Raw genomic sequence first — 16,088 nt, 5'->3', positions numbered from 1 at the left:
GTTACATGAAAAATATATTAATTTGAACGAATTACTGATAACACTTGAGGAAGTCAATTTGGTCACTCTGTGGGGGACTCAAAATGAGAATTTTGAATACATTAAGAAGCAATTTCCGAAGATCAGAATGGTAGCCAGAGGAAATGAACTGAAAGTATTGGGAGAAGAACAGGAACAGCAACATTTTAAAGGCGCATTTGATCAGATCTTGTCTCACATGGAACGATTTCATAGTCTGTCTGTATTGGATCTGGAAGAAATCATAGGCGTAAAACATCCTGTGGCGGAGAAAAAGGCTGACGGTTCGGAAAAGAAACAAGAAGGTGCACCGGCTTTTAGCGGAGAGCCTATTGTGTATGGTCCTAATGGAATAATTGTACGGGCACGTACGCTTAATCAGCGTAGAATGGTGGACAGTATTTCCAAGAATGATATCTTATTTGCAATAGGTCCTGCCGGAACCGGGAAGACTTATACGGCTGTTGCTCTTGCTGTTCGTGCGTTGCGCAACAAAGAGATCAAGCGTATCATCCTGACACGACCTGCAGTAGAAGCGGGGGAAAATCTGGGTTTTCTTCCCGGCGATCTGAAGGAAAAAGTAGATCCTTATCTGAGACCTCTGTATGATGCACTGGATGATATGATTCCTGCTGAAAAGCTGAAGGGATATCTTGAAAACCGGACTATTGAAGTGGCGCCTCTGGCTTTTATGCGCGGGCGTACTCTTGATAATTGTTTTGTGATTCTGGATGAAGCACAGAATGCTACGGATATGCAGCTGAAGATGTTTCTGACGCGGATGGGTCCTACGGCCAAATTTATTGTGACCGGTGATATGACACAGATTGACCTTCCGAAGAAAAATCAATCCGGATTATCTACAGCGGTGAAATTGCTGGAAGGAATAGAGGGGATAGATATGATTTATCTGAGCGGGGGAGATGTCGTTAGACATAAACTGGTGAAACGTATATTAGAGGCATACGGAGATATTTAGTAATTGTCTGTCAGCTGGTATCGTTTGCTGAAAGAGATTACTGAGGCAGTTTAACGCTGCTATTTTTACTTATGAATTTTTATTTTGAAATGAACGCAATAAGAGAAACAAATTTTAATTTCGAAAACCAAACTGCTTTTTACAGAGGTAAGGTACGTGATGTATATACGATTGCAGATCGTTATCTGGCAATGGTTGCCACAGATCGTATATCTGCATTTGATGTTGTATTGCCTCGTGCTATACCTTATAAAGGTCAGGTGCTGAATCAAATAGCGGCGAAGTTTTTAAAAGCTACAGAAGATATTTTGCCTAACTGGGTGGTAGAAGTACCGGATCCCAGTGTGACGATTGGTAAGATGTGTGAGCCATTCAAAGTAGAGATGGTGATCAGAGGATACCTTTCGGGACATGCATGGCGTGAATATAGTGCCGGCAGAAGAGAAGTGTGCGGAGAGAAACTAGTTGAAGGACTTAAAGAAAATGATAAGCTTCCCGAGCCCATCATTACGCCGACCACAAAAGCTGCAGTAGGTCATGATGAAGATATCTCCCGTGCAGATATTCTGAAAAAAGGTATTGTAAGTGAGGAAGATTATATCCAGCTTGAAAAATATACGAAAGCTCTGTTTCAGCGTGGTACGGAGATCGCAAAAGAAAGAGGTCTGATTCTGGTGGATACCAAGTATGAGTTTGGTAAACGTGACGGCGTTATTTATCTTATAGACGAGATCCATACACCGGATTCTTCCAGATATTTTTATGCTGATGGATATGAAGACCGTCAGTCAAACGGTGAGCCGCAAAAGCAATTGTCCAAAGAATTTGTTCGGAAATGGTTGATTGAGAATGGTTTTCAGGGAAAAGACGGGCAGCAGGTACCTGAAATGACGGATGAAATTGTAAATTCTATTTCCGAGCGATACATTGAACTATATGAGCATATCACAGGAGAACGTTTTGAATATCCCAAAGAGGGAGAGGTGCTGGGTAGAGTAGAACATAATATTTCTACTGCATTAAAGACGCTGCCCGAAGCAGGGAAATAAAATTGGACATAAAGGTATCTGTCTCCACGGTACACACCAAAGTGACAGGCTGTAAAAGGGAATTCCTGTAAATGAAGGATAGTCTTTAACGTAAAAAATTGGGTTTATGAAATATACAATTGATAAGCATGACCGATATATTGTAATCGAACCGTTAACGGATGTGCTGAACGCTGAAAAGGCAGCAAAGTTGAAAGCTGAACTTTTATTGCGTAATACTACCGGCCAACGCAATATTGTGTTGGATCTGTCGAATGTACGTGACGTAGATGAGGAAGGTGTTCGTATAGGTATTCTGGCCAACAGGCTTTGTCATACGATAGGAGGGTTGTTTCTTTTGGCAAATGTAGACTCAGCAGTACTGGAAGTACTGGAGATGTCTCATTTGCATCAGACACTGACTATAGTAGATTCCGTGAAGATTGCCGAGGATATGATCTTTGCGCATGAATTAGAAATGGACTACAGAGGGGAGAAAGATTAGCACATGAAGTTTGAGGTTTTGATTTTGGGGAATAGCTCCGCTACACCGATGTACGAACGTCATCCTTCGAGTCAACTCCTCAATTTTAATGAACAGTTTTTTCTGATCGATTGTGGAGAAGGCACACAGATGCAACTATTCCGCTACGGTATCCGTAGCAATCGCATAGGTCATATATTTATCAGTCACCTGCATGGTGATCATTATCTGGGACTCGTCGGACTATTGTCTTCCATGCACCTGGTTGGCCGCAAGTCTGACCTGCATTTATATGGCCCGGCACCTCTGAAAGAGATACTGGATGTACAGTTCAGACATTCGGATACTCAACTACGGTACAACCTGATCTTTCACCCTACCAATCCGGATAAAGAAGAAGTCATTCTGGAAACTACTGCTTTCAAAGTAAGTACGTTTCCGCTTACTCACCGCATTCCCTGTACAGGATTCCGGTTTGATGAAGGAAAGCGTTCTCCGGCAATAATAGCAGAGCTGGTAGAACAACTGAACATTCCTAAACAATACATAGGCGGAATAAAAAGAGGACTGGATTATACCGCTCCCGATGGAAAAGTATATAAAGCTGCAGAGCTGACCATACCGCCGCCACCGTCGAGAAGCTATGCTTATTGTTCGGATACGGTACGTGTGCCGGACTACTTAGCAGCAATCAGCAATGTAGATCTGTTGTATCACGAATCTACTTTTTTACACGAAATGGTCGACAGGGCCAAAGAAACATTGCATACCACGGCACAGGAGGCAGCCGAAATTGCGAAGGAAGCAGGTGCACATAAATTGCTTCTGGGACATTACTCTGCAAGATACCGTGAATTACAGCCATTATTGGAGGAAGCACAGCACGTTTTTAAGAATACCCAGCTTTCAGTTGAAGGTAAATGGTTTTCTGTATAGTGTTTTTGTGAATTTTTCCTCATATTTACGGCTCTAATTTTTTTTAAATGGATAATCCATTCAACTTAACCGACTTACTACGGGATAATATCAAAAATCTCGTACCTTATTCTTCTGCCAGAGATGAATTTAAAGGAGAAGCATCTATACTGATTGATGCCAATGAAAATGCCTTTGGATCACCTTTGGATCATAATTACAACCGTTATCCCGATCCGTTGCAACATCAGGTCAAAGATAAACTTTCGCGTATAAAAGGAGTTCCTGCAGCAAATATGTTTTTAGGAAACGGAAGTGATGAAGCTATCGATATTTTATTCCGGGCCTTTTGCCGTCCGGGTGTAGATAACGTTATTCTTGTTCCGCCAACCTACGGGATGTATGAAGTATCTGCCAATATTAATGATGTGACTTTCCAAAAGGTCAATCTGACGAAAGAATACCAGCTGGATCTGGATGGGATACAGGAGGCTGTAAATGCACAGACCAAGCTTATCTTTATTTGTTCGCCAAACAATCCTACAGGAAATGCTATTAACCGTAAGGACATCGAGCTGATCCTGAATAACTTTCATGGTATTGTAGTGGTGGATGAGGCATATATCAATTTTTCACAGACCCGATCATTTACACAGGAACTTGCTGAGTACCCTAATCTTGTTGTCCTGCAGACGCTTTCCAAAGCCTGGGGGCTGGCTGCATTACGTCTTGGAATGGCTTTTGCCAGTAAAGAGATTATTGAAGTATTCAATAAAATAAAGCCTCCTTATAATATCAATCAGGCTACGCAAGATATTGTACTGGAAGCGCTGGATCAGGTAGATCAGGTGAATGCCTGGATCAAAGAGACCGTTGCTGAACGTGAATTGCTGGTGAAAGAACTGGTTAAGATCGGATATGTACAGTATATTACTCCGTCGGATGCCAATTTTATCTTAGTCAGAATGGATGATCCAAGAGGCTTATATACCTATCTTGTAGGGCACGGTATCATTGTGCGCGACCGCTCCAAAGTAGAACTATGTGAGGGCTGTCTGCGTATCACTGTAGGTACTCCTGAAGAGAATAAAATACTATTAGAAAAAATGACTGCTTTTGCAGGCTAATTATATTATCATGCCAAACCATATCAAGCGCGTATTATTTATTGACCGAGACGGAACATTGATTCTGGAGCCTGAGGATGAGCAAATTGACTCTTTTGCCAAATTAAAATTTTATCCCGGAGCATTACAGTATCTTCCCCGTATTGCTAAAGAACTGGATTATGAACTGGTTCTTGTGACCAATCAGGATGGACTGGGAACAGATTCTCATCCTGAAGCTAATTTCTGGCCTGTACATCAGCTGGTGACGGATACTTTTGCCGGAGAAGGAGTCGTATTTGCAAAAGAACATATTGACCGTACTTTCCCACACGAGAATGCTGCTACCCGCAAACCGGGTATTGGTATGCTATTGGATTATTTTGATCCGGAGAAGTATGATTTGCAGCATTCATTTGTGATTGGTGATCGTGTAAATGATGTGAAGCTGGCTCAGAATCTGGGTGCAAAAGCAATCTGGCTGCGGGCAAATGATAATCTCGGTGTGACTGAGAACCTGCAAATAGAGGCCAGTGCAGTTGCTTTGGAAACAAAAGACTGGAAAGCGATTTACGAATTTCTGAAGCTAGGTTCAAGGACAGGAGAGCATCATCGTAAGACGAATGAAACGGATATTTATATCCATCTCAATCTGGATGGATCAGGTAAATCAGATATTGATACCGGATTGCCATTTTTTGATCACATGCTGGATCAGATTGCCCGTCACGGAGCAATTGACCTTACTGTAAAAGCAAAAGGCGATCTGCATATAGATGAACATCATACGATAGAAGATACAGGGATTGCTTTGGGGGAAGTCTTTTTAAAGGTTTTGGGTGATAAGCGCGGTATTGAACGATATTCCTACACTTTGCCCATGGATGACTGTCTTGCGCAGGTGGCGCTGGATTTTGGAGGACGCAACTGGATTGTGTGGGACGCTACATTCAACAGAGAGAAAATAGGTGACATGCCTACAGAAATGTTTTTCCATTTCTTCAAGTCATTCTCTGATGCGTCCAGATCTAATCTCAATATCAAAGCCGAAGGTGAGAACGAGCATCACAAGATCGAAGCCATCTTCAAGGCATTTGCTAAATCAATCAAAAAAGCGGTGCGTCGTGATGCGGATAACATGCAGCTACCAAGCACTAAAGGTGTTTTGTAGAATTATAAAATAAAAAGATATGATAGGAATTATCAATTACGGGGCAGGGAATATATTTTCATTGACAGCGGCACTGGATAGAGTCGGACTTTCGTATATGATGATCAACCTGCCTGAAGAGATCAATCAATGTGATCGTATTATTATTCCGGGAGTAGGACATGCGGGTGCTGCTATGCAGAAGCTGCGGGAATCGGGCTTATCTGAACATATCCATAAGATAAAAAAACCGGTATTGGGAATATGTGTAGGTATGCAGCTGATGACGGATTTTTCGGAAGAAGGTAATGCCGAATTACTGAAGATCGTTCCGATCCAGACGTTACATTTCAGAGAACGTATAGCGCAGAAGGTTCCGCATATGGGCTGGAATAGCATATCGCCTTCTAAAGGTAACCCGCTATTCCTCCATATTGAAGATAATGCGTATTTTTACTTCGTACATTCGTATTTTATTGAATATCACGAAGATTATACCATTGCAAAATGCGAGTATGATGTTCCGTTTTCGGCAGCAATGTCAAAAGGAAATTTTTATGGAGTCCAGTTTCACCCTGAAAAATCGGGTAAGGCCGGAGAGCAGTTATTATTGAATTTTTCAAAGATAAATTAGAAACAAAATATTTTACTATGTATATCATACCAGCAATCGATGTATTGGACAAAAAAGTAGTTCGTCTACGCGAAGGAAATTATGACGATGTAACGACTTACGATATAAGCCTTGAAGAACAAATAGACAGATACCATGCAAATGGTACTGAGTTGGTGCATATCATCGATCTGAATGGTGCAAAGGGAGATTTCAGTAATCAGGAATATTTATTCAATATCATCCGCAAAACTGAAATGAAGATTCAATACGGCGGAGGTGTCCGTAGTATCGAAAAAGTAAAAGAACTGATTGATGCAGGTGTATTTCGTGTCATCGTAGGTACGCAGGCCATCACTAATCCTGAATTTCTGGAAGAATTAAGCACGCTTAATGAAGGAAAAATAAAGTATGCAGATCATATCGTTATAGCGATAGATGTACTGGATGAGGTGATCAAGTATTCAGGATGGCTGGAAAGTTCGCCCATCAAACTGATCGAATATATTGATAAGTGCCTGGCATTGGGTTTCTACCGTTTTCTGTGTACAGATATCAGCAAAGACGGCAAGTTAGGCGGTGCAGGTGTCGAATTGTATAAGAAACTTTTGGATCATTCGCCTATTATTAAACTTATCGGTTCAGGAGGTATCAGTTCCATGGACGATATCCGCAAATTGCAGGAGCTTGGGAGAATGGAATCCTGTGTGGTAGGAAAAGCTATTTATGAAAACCGTATTTCGATCGAAGAGATTCAGGATTGGAATTTGAAATCTTTAATCAGTTTTTAGTACATGTTAGCAAAGCGAATCATTCCTTGTCTGGATGTGAAGGACGGTCGGACGGTTAAGGGGGTCAATTTTGTTGACCTGCGTGATGCCGGGGATCCTGTTGAACTGGCGTATGCGTATTCTGAACAGGGGGCTGATGAACTGGTTTTTCTTGATATTACGGCTACACATGAAGGCCGGAAAACGACTATAGATTTAGTAAAAGCGGTCGCCAGACAGGTAAATATTCCGTTTACCATTGGAGGCGGAATCAATGAGATCCGTGATGCGGAAGTCCTGTTGAATTCGGGAGCAGATAAGATTTCGATTAATTCAGCTGCCGTGCGCCGTCCGGAGCTGATCAATGAGATGTCGGCTGCTTTCGGAGCGCAGTTTGTAGTTGTAGCAGTAGATACCAGACATACAGAAGGTCAAAATTTTGTTCATCTTAGCGGCGGTCGTATCAAAACGGAAATCCAGACAGAAGACTGGATTCGTGAAGCTCAGGACCGGGGAGCAGGTGAAATACTGTTGACTTCAATGGATCATGACGGCACTAAAAATGGATTTGATTGTGCATTTCTAAAAAAAATTAATGCTATGATCAGTATTCCTCTGATTGCGTCCGGAGGTGCTGGAAATCAAGAGCATTTTACGGAAGTATTTCAACAAACAGGAGTCGATGCCGCATTAGCAGCTTCGGTTTTTCATTATGGAGAAATTTTGATTCCTGAATTGAAAAATACGTTAAGAGCCAACGGTATTACTGTCCGGTAAAATGATAATACGAAAATTAAAAGTAAAAGATACAGGAGCTATTTATTTCAATAGGTCCGAAATTATCGGTTGTACTATTTAATTTTAACTTTTTTAAATTAAAAGATGCTAGATTTTTCTAAAAGTGACGGACTTGTTCCGGTCATAGTACAAGATACACAGACATTAGAAGTGCTGATGTTGGGGTATATGAATGAAGAGGCCTGGCAAAAAACGCAGGCAGAAAGAAAAGTAACATTTTTCTCCAGAAGTAAGAACAGGCTCTGGACAAAAGGGGAGGAAAGCGGGAATTTTCTACATGTGGTCAGTTATCATATTGACTGTGATCAGGATACACTGCTGATCAAAGCACGCCCTGACGGACCGACTTGTCATACGGGAAGCCGTAGTTGCTTCAAGACAGAATACGATCAGAATTTCTTATTCGAACTGGAACGTATTGTGAGTAATCGCTTTGAGCATCCTTCTGATGAGTCCTATGTTAACCGTTTGCGTAGCAGAGGGATCAACAAGATTGCTCAAAAGGTAGGAGAAGAGGCGGTAGAGACTGTTATTGCAGCATTGACCGAAACCGACAAAGAATTTATCGATGAGACTTCTGATTTGTTGTTTCACCTAATCGTATTGTTAAGAGAAAAAGGATTTTCATTGGAAACGATTGCTAAAAATCTGGAATCCAGACACCAATAAGCAAAGTTATCCTTACATGACATAATAGTCTTCAAAGTGCCGTACATTTGTGTCCGGCACTTTTTTTATGAATAGAATATCTACGGAGTTGGCAACTGTGCTGACAGGACATCAGAATCAAATATTTGCGATAGAAAATGGTTTCTTTCCGCATACTTTATTTACCGCAGGTAATGATAAAGGGGTGGTGGAGTGGGATCTGCAGACTGGTGCATTTAAGCGTATTCTTTGTGCTGTAGGTGCATCTGTATATTGTCTTTATCTTATTCCTGATACTGCTTATCTGGCCATAGGTCTTCGTGACGGCTCCATTATGATTGTAGACGTAGATGCTCAGAAGCTGGTGGTTCGTCTCAAAGTGGACAAAGGAGCCGTTTTCAGTATCAAAGCCTTAACCCATAAGCAGGAATTAATTGCTGTAGGAGAGGATGGTCAGTTGTATGTGTGGAATCTTCTTGATTTTAACTTAATATACCAGTTCAGGATTTCAGAAACCATTATCCGTGTGATTGCAGTATCTGCTAATGAAAAGCAGCTGGCATTTGGGGATAAAGCAGGTAATATTCATCTTTACGATGCGGAAGCTTATCATCTCCTTGCTAAAGTGCAGGGGCACGATATGCCTGTCACCTCTTTATCTTTTGATCCGGAAGGCCGGCATTTATTTTCCGGTGGAAGAGATGCCAAGCTGGTGGTCTGGAATACTGCTGATCTTTCTCAGCAACTGTCTTATATTCCTCATATGTTTACCGTGTATGGTATATTGTTTCATCCGACAGCGCCTGTTTTTGCAACAGTCAGCAGGGATAAGACGTTTAAGATATGGGATAAGGAAACGTATGGTCTTCTGAAGAATGTGAGTCGTGATAAAGGATATGAAAGTCATCACCTGTCTATAAATGTTGGACTGTGGACAGCAGACGGTGAGTATTTTATTACAGGAGGAGATGATAAAATTGTACGTATCTGGAAAGTAAGTATTTAAAAGTTGTTTCTATTTCATAAAGATTATACTGTTTTTTTTCATCTAAAAACATCCATAATTGTTGGATGTTTTTCTTTAAACTTTTCACAAAATCCTGCAGGATAAGGTCCTAAACCAACTATATCTTTTTTATAGAGACGGTGTTAATGTGAATTATACACTGAAACGTTTTCGTAAATTTTCAGCATTATCTTAATCCAAGATGAACCATCAAATACTATATTTGATTCGTTGAAAGTAATCACACATAACTAATTAAGAGAATCAATTTCATTTACGTGGCCTTCTGGTAATTTTCTAAACCGGATAGTCAATAACCTGATCATTGTCAGTTAAATTTTTCATATCTGAAAGCTCAGGATATAGCATCGGGATTGAAATTCATAAGAAGAGATTACATAGACAACACACACTAGCTATATTATTTTAACGGAATCAACAGGTTGTACTGAATTAGATCTGTTTTTGTTAATAATGATCAATAATATCAAGTTCCGCAGAATGAGCTGCGAATAAAAATGATTGTAATAAGTTTTAAGTACAACTATGCTGTTTGCTTGCGTTTATTCTGTTTAATCTTTTATAAATACAATTTCACACTATAAAAACTTAAATAATGAAACATTTAAATGGGCTATGTTGCCTACTCCTTATTCCATTTTTTTTTGGCTGCAGTAAAGATCTGCTCAAAAAAAGCGATATTGAAACCGATATTTCATCAGGACCATTGAATACGACACAGTTGATGGCTGGTGGCCCTGTTGACAGTACATCTTTCCTTATCACCAATTTCGGGGCTGTGGGAGATAAAGTAACGCTTAATACGAAAGCTATTCAACGTGCAATTGACTCCTGTGCCACCTCTGGCGGAGGATTGGTTGTTGTTCCAGCAGGTAATTTTCTTAGTGGGACGATCCACCTGAAAACAGGTGTGACTCTTCACGTTCAGTCAGGGGGCACGCTCTTTGGAAGTCCGAGAGCAAGTGATTATCCCCTAAATACATCGGTATATCATAGCACTAATAACCGGGCATTAATATATGCAAAGGATGCAAACCATATAGGTATCAGTGGTACAGGTACTATAGACGGGCAAGGGAAGAGTTCCGAGTTTCAAAACAACGGCAAAGAGGATGGTACACGGCCTAAGATTATTGAATTTGCCAACTGTGATGATATTACGGTAAAAGATATTAATCTAACAAATGCTGCATATTGGACTCAATATTATGTTTATTGCAGAAATGTAGTGATAGATCATATTAATGTATATAGTTTCGCAAACTTTAACAATGACGGTATTGATGTTGATAGTCAGAATGTAACAATAAGAAATTGTACCATCAATTCTCAAGATGACGGAATTTGCCTGAAAAGTGAGTCTCCGGTAGCCTGTAGGAATGTGACCGTTGACAACTGTACTATAACAACAAATTGTAACGGCATAAAGTTTGGAACAGCTTCTTCAGCAGGATTTAAAAATATTAAGGTACAGAACTGTAAAGTATCAAAACCACCCCTTCATCTGTATCCAAGAGTTTATGGTCAATCGGGAATTGCAATAGAGGCGGTCGATGGAGGAGTAATTGACAGCGTACTTTGTGATAATATTCAAATAAGCGGTGTGGAAACACCAATTTTTATTAAACTTGGAGACCGAAGCCGTAAGAATCCTGATGGACTAGGTTTGCCAGGGAAAATGCAGAATGTTACGATTAGTAATGTTACAGCACGTGGCGAATCTAAGATGAGTAGCTCCATAACCGGATTTCCGGGATATTATGTAAATAATATCGTCTTAAAAAATGTTAGTTTGACAAGTTCGGGAGGGGGCACTACTACGGATGCTAACCGTGTAGTTCCTGAAAACCAAAAAAATTATCCTGAGAATACTATGCTGGGTACTTTACCTGCATACGGATTATATATCCGGCACGCTAAAAATATTACACTAGACAATGTTACTACGAGCTATTCATCAAGTGATGTCCGTCCTGCGATCTATACCGAAGATGTTCAGAATGTAGGAGCAACCAGTCTGGAGATGAAACCACCTGCAAACGGTGCACCTTTTTTCAAATTTGTTACAACTACAGGACTAACAGGAGATTTAACTGTTCCGGATCTGACGATAGGAACATATGAAATGGTCTCTGCATTAAATAATACGAGTCTGTTAGACATGCCGGGAGTTGGTGAACCCTCTCGCGGAACTAAAGTACAATTATGGGGAAGTAATGCTCAGCAAAAATGGAAATTTGTTAATGTTGGCAATGGATATTATAAAATACTGCCGGATCCTTCAACTACAAAAGTATTAGATGTTTCGGGAGGTAGTAATGTGGATGGAACTCAGATACAGGTTTGGGATGATGTAAATGTCAATGGACAAAAATGGAAAATCTCTTCAACAGGCAGTGGATACTATACCCTTTCACCAGCCTGTGCTCCATCATCACTATTAGAAGTATTGAATAGCAGTACAACTAATGGAGCAAAAATACAGATTTCCAAAACGACTAATAATAATAATCAAAGATTCAAACTTGTGAAATATTAAGAACTGAATAAGTCCCTTATATTATGCTATAATTCATTAAATAATATAAGAGGAGATAATCAGGTTTATCACTGTTTTTTTATCTAAGTAAGTTTGGACAATGTTCCATTCCTGACGCCAAGAATTATTATCTTTCTTGGCGTCAATGGTTTTGAATATCTCTGAAGTTTATGTTGTCAAACTGGTAAAATGGATTTTAATTACAAATATCTGCTTCTATAAAGAATCGTTAAATTTTTTAAATGTTTTTGGTTAGATTTGGTTTGTTAGAATTATTACTAACCTAACCGGATTAAATATGGAATATTTGGGGTTTGCCTTAATTGTCATTGTTATTTATTTTATTGTAAGTACCAAAAATCAATTAAAGGGCCTTAACGAAGGGCTTTATAAATTTCAGGAGCATCAGTTTGAACTCCAGAAGAAAATGGATCAGATCATACGGAAACTGGATGAATCTGATCTTCCTATTGCGGGAGATTCTGTTGCTCCTGCAGAAGAAAAAACTGAAACTCCAGTATTGCAGACACCTGAAGTCGATATTCCGCCACCTATTCCTCAGGATATAACGGAGAGTATAAGTGAAACTGAACCTGAGCTTGTGCTTCCGGCATTACCTCAGGAACCGGAAGAAGTAACAGGGCGATATGAGGTGGGAAGTCTGGTCAATACGAATCCTGAACCTACGGATGTGTTTGTTCCAAATGAAGTTTCTGATTATGTAAGTCCTGTTGATGGACCTACCCTTAGCTGGTTTGAAAGATTCAAACAAAATAACCCGGATCTGGAGAAATTTATCGGTGAAAACCTCATTAATAAGATCGGGATACTGATTCTGGTATTAGGTATAAGTTTCTTTGTCAAATTTGCAATTGACAGAGACTGGATCAATGAAGCAGGGCGTGTGGGGATAGGTATATTCTCCGGAGGTCTTCTGATGGGGGTCGCGCACTTTCTACGCCGAAAATTTGCAGCCTTCAGTTCTGTATTTGTGGCAGGAGCGGTCAGCGTATTCTATCTGACGATTGGAATTGCATTCCATGATTATCATCTCTTCAGTCAATCGCTGGCATTCGGAATAATGGTGCTGATTACGGTATTCAGTATCTTTGTATCATTGCTTTATGACCGTCAGGAGCTTGCTATCTTATCAATTATCGGAGGATTTGCAGTTCCGTTTATGGTGAGTACCGGTCAGGGTAATTATCATGTACTCTTTACCTATCTTTCTATTCTGAACATAGGAATGCTTAGCGTATCGTATTTCAAAAGATGGAACTGGGTCAATTTTGTAGCTTTTGTGGCGACTTTTATGATCTATGCCGGATGGTATTTTCAGACGGATTTTACCAAAGAGGCTACTTATGCCGGAGCGTTTGGCTATCTGACGCTGTTCTTCCTTATTTTTAGTCTTGCCTTTATTATCAATAATGTCAGGTTCAAGAACAAGTTTACCAAGTGGGAACTTATTATTATCCTGGTGAACACATTCCTGTATTTCAGTTTCGGTCTCGCTATTCTATCTGTTTGGAATTCGGACTATAAAGGACTGTTTTCATTAATACTGGCTGTGTACAATCTTGTATTTGCGGTGACCATATACCGGAAATACAAATTGAGCGAAGAGATTGTATATCTCCTGATTGGTCTGACTTTGCTGTTTGCCGTTGTGACTATTCCAATCCAGTTTAAAGGCAACTATATTACTGCGTTCTGGGCTTGTGAAGCTGTGATATTACTCTGGCTGGCGAAGAAGTCAAGGTTTACCATTTACTATGCGTTCGGAATAATCCTGCAGGTATTGGTCATCCTCAGTTTATTTATAGACTGGACCATTGATTATGTGCCTTCCGATACAGTGATGGCTATAGGGCTGAATGAGATATTCCTGACCGGACTACTTGTCGTTGCTTCTTATTATGTATCCTATCGTTTATTTAAGCAAAGTGATGAAGTCGAACGTCTGAGCTTTAATGTGGATTTTAACCCTGTTGATTACAGGCGGATAGTAGTGGGTGTGGCAATTGCACTGAGTTACGTTGTTTTGATATTAGAAGTCTCTTATCAGGCTTCTAACCGGATGTCTAATGACGGGTCTGTAATGGCATGTATTGCCCTGACACATTTTGTTTTTGCGTCCGTACTGGTTTATTACGGGACTAAATCTGATACTCCTGTACTGCCCCGCATCTTATGCTATGCGCTGATTATATTGAATATTGCAGCATATCTGGTATTTGTACACCGTATTCCTTTTATAGAAACGTTGAACCGGCTGAATAAAGTAGAAGGCAGGTATCTTGCTTTCTTTTTACACTATCCGATTCTTATCTGTCTGATCTTCCAACTTTACCGGATGGTAAAAGACACTATATTAAATGTTGCTAATACATATTTCAGACATAAGCTGCTGGTGTGGCCACTTGTATTTGTACTGGTATTTATATGCAGTGTAGAGCTTAGTGTTCATACTCTTGCGTTCGCTGAAACTTTTGATATTTACCATTCACGTGAGAATATGGTATTCAAGGTTATGTTCCCTGTGGCATGGGGAGTACTTTCATTTGTGTTTCTGATATTGGGGATCAAACAGGACTGGAGAATGTTGCGGATAGCAGCACTTTCTCTGCTGGGTGTTACTATTCTCAAATTATTTTTGTACGATATTAAGGATGTATCCGAGACCGGTAAAATCATCGCATTTATATTACTGGGTGTACTTATTCTGGTTATCTCTTTTGTGTACCAAAGAATTAAAAAACTAATTGTAGTTGATAATAAAGAACTTCCTCATGAAGAGAATAGTTAGTATTTTTTTAGGCTGCCTTTTTGCAGTTATCCAGGTGTATGGCCAGCAATACAGTGCCACATTGGAAGGAAATAAAAAGGAGGGATACTATCAGTTTAAAATCCCTTCAGGTATTCGTTCTGTCATTGGTAATGATATTTCAAAAATCCGAATCAGAGATAACGGGGGGCAGGAAGTGCCGTTTGTAAAATTTGTGTATGCATCTGCAGGGGACAAATTTATACCGTTGACTATCGTCAAAAAAGAAACTATAGCGGATAGTGTGACCACTCTGGTCATCAAAAATACAAAACTGGAAACCTGGACTTCAATCTCTTTACGAATTGCAAACAGCAATAGCAGCAAGAGGTATACGCTGACAGGTAGTAATGACTCAGTAAATTGGTTCAGCCTTTCAGAGAATCAGTTGTTGGACAATCTGGTCGGATCGGATCAGACCTTTAAAGATCAGGAAATTACTTTTCCACTGAATAACTACAGATATCTGAAGATTATGATTCGGGATAAAGGTTCCAGTCCGATCAATGTGCTAGAGGTAGGACGTTATGAAAGCGTCAAAACAGCCGCCACATATCAGCCTGTTCAGGGAGTTAAATTCGATATGAAGTCAGAAAATAAAAATTCTATTCTTCATGTGATGTTGCCTGACTTTCAGATTATTGATTATGTGTCTTTGTCTGTTTCTGATCCGAAATTGTATCAACGTAAAGTATCTGTACTTGCCAGTCAGCTGGTGCAGGTGAAGCGTAACAGATGGGAGGATCAGCTTGTGGAGATCGGACAGTATGAATTGAGTCCGGCTAATACTCATATGGTAATCCCCAGTCTGTTTGTAAAGGATTTTTATATTCAGATAGAGAATCTGGATAGCCCTCCGTTGCGAATTGATAGCCTTTCTTTGGGACAAACAGCTTTAAATATTGTTACTAATGTTGCAGCAGGCAAGCAATATAGCATCGTTATAGACTCTGCTTTTAAAGCTCCGGATTATGATCTTTCTTTATTTAAGAATAATGCCAATGATCAGCTTCCGGTATTGACGGTAAGCAAGTTGAAATCAATAAAACCGGGAACCGGAGATATTAAGAATGAGGCCTGGAAAAAAACTTTTGGTAATATCCTGCTATGGGGTGGGATGGTCATCGCTATCATTGTGATATGCTATTTTGCCATTGGTTTTTTAAAAGATGTTAATAAGAAGTAA

14 protein-coding genes are annotated in these 16,088 nt (G+C 39.9%); all 14 read left to right on the top strand.

Features of this window, described 5'->3' with window-relative positions; translation table 11 throughout:
* The first annotated feature begins 22 nt into the window (after nucleotides 1-22).
* The 14 genes from I6J03_RS05845 (at nucleotide 23) to I6J03_RS05780 (ending at nucleotide 16,088) form a co-directional block, all read left to right on the top strand.
* On the top strand, nucleotides 23-997 hold the full coding sequence (locus I6J03_RS05845) for a PhoH family protein (RefSeq protein ID WP_003008228.1): 975 nt from the start codon (nucleotides 23-25) through the stop codon (nucleotides 995-997).
* An 89-nt stretch (nucleotides 998-1,086) separates the two neighbouring features.
* Nucleotides 1,087-2,046, top strand: coding sequence for a phosphoribosylaminoimidazolesuccinocarboxamide synthase (locus I6J03_RS05840; protein WP_039990198.1), 960 nt, complete (start codon nucleotides 1,087-1,089; stop codon nucleotides 2,044-2,046).
* Between the two features lie 106 nt (nucleotides 2,047-2,152).
* A complete protein-coding gene (locus tag I6J03_RS05835) occupies nucleotides 2,153-2,530 on the top strand; it encodes an STAS domain-containing protein (RefSeq protein ID WP_003008221.1) in 378 nt (125 codons plus the stop codon).
* A gap of 3 nt (nucleotides 2,531-2,533) precedes the next feature.
* The gene (locus I6J03_RS05830; RefSeq protein WP_003008218.1) at nucleotides 2,534-3,445 is read left to right on the top strand and encodes a ribonuclease Z; all 912 of its coding nucleotides are present in this window, start codon (nucleotides 2,534-2,536) and stop codon (nucleotides 3,443-3,445) included.
* Nucleotides 3,446-3,492: 47 nt separating this feature from the next.
* The gene (hisC, locus tag I6J03_RS05825; RefSeq protein ID WP_003008214.1) at nucleotides 3,493-4,551 is read left to right on the top strand and encodes a histidinol-phosphate transaminase; all 1,059 of its coding nucleotides are present in this window, start codon (nucleotides 3,493-3,495) and stop codon (nucleotides 4,549-4,551) included.
* Nucleotides 4,552-4,561: 10 nt separating this feature from the next.
* Nucleotides 4,562-5,701, top strand: coding sequence for a bifunctional histidinol-phosphatase/imidazoleglycerol-phosphate dehydratase HisB (hisB, locus tag I6J03_RS05820; RefSeq protein ID WP_003008211.1), 1,140 nt, complete (start codon nucleotides 4,562-4,564; stop codon nucleotides 5,699-5,701).
* A gap of 19 nt (nucleotides 5,702-5,720) precedes the next feature.
* The gene (gene hisH, locus I6J03_RS05815; protein ID WP_003008208.1) at nucleotides 5,721-6,314 is read left to right on the top strand and encodes an imidazole glycerol phosphate synthase subunit HisH; all 594 of its coding nucleotides are present in this window, start codon (nucleotides 5,721-5,723) and stop codon (nucleotides 6,312-6,314) included.
* Nucleotides 6,315-6,331: 17 nt separating this feature from the next.
* Entirely contained in the window at nucleotides 6,332-7,084 is a 753-nt protein-coding gene (locus I6J03_RS05810) for a 1-(5-phosphoribosyl)-5-[(5-phosphoribosylamino)methylideneamino]imidazole-4-carboxamide isomerase (RefSeq protein ID WP_003008204.1), read from the top strand.
* Between the two features lie 3 nt (nucleotides 7,085-7,087).
* The gene (hisF, locus tag I6J03_RS05805) at nucleotides 7,088-7,840 is read left to right on the top strand and encodes an imidazole glycerol phosphate synthase subunit HisF (RefSeq protein ID WP_003008201.1); all 753 of its coding nucleotides are present in this window, start codon (nucleotides 7,088-7,090) and stop codon (nucleotides 7,838-7,840) included.
* Between the two features lie 105 nt (nucleotides 7,841-7,945).
* Nucleotides 7,946-8,530: a bifunctional phosphoribosyl-AMP cyclohydrolase/phosphoribosyl-ATP diphosphatase HisIE gene (gene hisIE / locus I6J03_RS05800; RefSeq protein ID WP_003008199.1), complete on the top strand. Its 585-nt coding sequence runs from the start codon at nucleotides 7,946-7,948 to the stop codon at nucleotides 8,528-8,530.
* A gap of 67 nt (nucleotides 8,531-8,597) precedes the next feature.
* A complete protein-coding gene (locus I6J03_RS05795) occupies nucleotides 8,598-9,515 on the top strand; it encodes a WD40 repeat domain-containing protein (protein WP_003008196.1) in 918 nt (305 codons plus the stop codon).
* Nucleotides 9,516-10,131: 616 nt separating this feature from the next.
* Entirely contained in the window at nucleotides 10,132-12,075 is a 1,944-nt protein-coding gene (locus I6J03_RS05790) for an RICIN domain-containing protein (protein WP_003008193.1), read from the top strand.
* A gap of 298 nt (nucleotides 12,076-12,373) precedes the next feature.
* Nucleotides 12,374-14,884 (top strand): DUF2339 domain-containing protein, encoded by a 2,511-nt coding sequence (locus I6J03_RS05785; RefSeq protein ID WP_003008192.1) that lies wholly within the window; start codon nucleotides 12,374-12,376, stop codon nucleotides 14,882-14,884.
* Nucleotides 14,868-16,088, top strand: a complete 1,221-nt coding sequence (locus I6J03_RS05780) for a DUF3999 family protein (RefSeq protein WP_003008190.1) — start codon at nucleotides 14,868-14,870, stop codon at nucleotides 16,086-16,088. Before I6J03_RS05785 ends, I6J03_RS05780 begins: the two co-directional genes overlap by 17 nt.

It is taken from the genome of Sphingobacterium spiritivorum, assembly GCF_016724845.1.
GTDB lineage: Bacteria > Bacteroidota > Bacteroidia > Sphingobacteriales > Sphingobacteriaceae > Sphingobacterium > Sphingobacterium spiritivorum_A.
The sequence above is the reverse complement of the archived record's forward strand: the minus strand, read 5'-3'. Positions and strand labels throughout refer to the sequence as shown.

What these genes read in the sequence shown, in the direction of transcription:
- hisB (WP_003008211.1), top strand. Translation starts at nt 4,562, where the DNA reads ATGCCAAACCATATCAAGCGCGTATTATTTATTGACCGAGACGGAACA.
- I6J03_RS05790 (WP_003008193.1), top strand. Translation starts at nt 10,132, where the DNA reads ATGAAACATTTAAATGGGCTATGTTGCCTACTCCTTATTCCATTTTTT.
- I6J03_RS05840 (WP_039990198.1), top strand. Translation starts at nt 1,087, where the DNA reads ATGAACGCAATAAGAGAAACAAATTTTAATTTCGAAAACCAAACTGCT.
- I6J03_RS05835 (WP_003008221.1), top strand. Translation starts at nt 2,153, where the DNA reads ATGAAATATACAATTGATAAGCATGACCGATATATTGTAATCGAACCG.
- hisC (WP_003008214.1), top strand. Translation starts at nt 3,493, where the DNA reads ATGGATAATCCATTCAACTTAACCGACTTACTACGGGATAATATCAAA.
- I6J03_RS05795 (WP_003008196.1), top strand. Translation starts at nt 8,598, where the DNA reads ATGAATAGAATATCTACGGAGTTGGCAACTGTGCTGACAGGACATCAG.
- hisF (WP_003008201.1), top strand. Translation starts at nt 7,088, where the DNA reads ATGTTAGCAAAGCGAATCATTCCTTGTCTGGATGTGAAGGACGGTCGG.
- hisIE (WP_003008199.1), top strand. Translation starts at nt 7,946, where the DNA reads ATGCTAGATTTTTCTAAAAGTGACGGACTTGTTCCGGTCATAGTACAA.
- hisH (WP_003008208.1), top strand. Translation starts at nt 5,721, where the DNA reads ATGATAGGAATTATCAATTACGGGGCAGGGAATATATTTTCATTGACA.
- I6J03_RS05785 (WP_003008192.1), top strand. Translation starts at nt 12,374, where the DNA reads ATGGAATATTTGGGGTTTGCCTTAATTGTCATTGTTATTTATTTTATT.
- I6J03_RS05830 (WP_003008218.1), top strand. Translation starts at nt 2,534, where the DNA reads ATGAAGTTTGAGGTTTTGATTTTGGGGAATAGCTCCGCTACACCGATG.
- I6J03_RS05810 (WP_003008204.1), top strand. Translation starts at nt 6,332, where the DNA reads ATGTATATCATACCAGCAATCGATGTATTGGACAAAAAAGTAGTTCGT.
- I6J03_RS05780 (WP_003008190.1), top strand. Translation starts at nt 14,868, where the DNA reads ATGAAGAGAATAGTTAGTATTTTTTTAGGCTGCCTTTTTGCAGTTATC.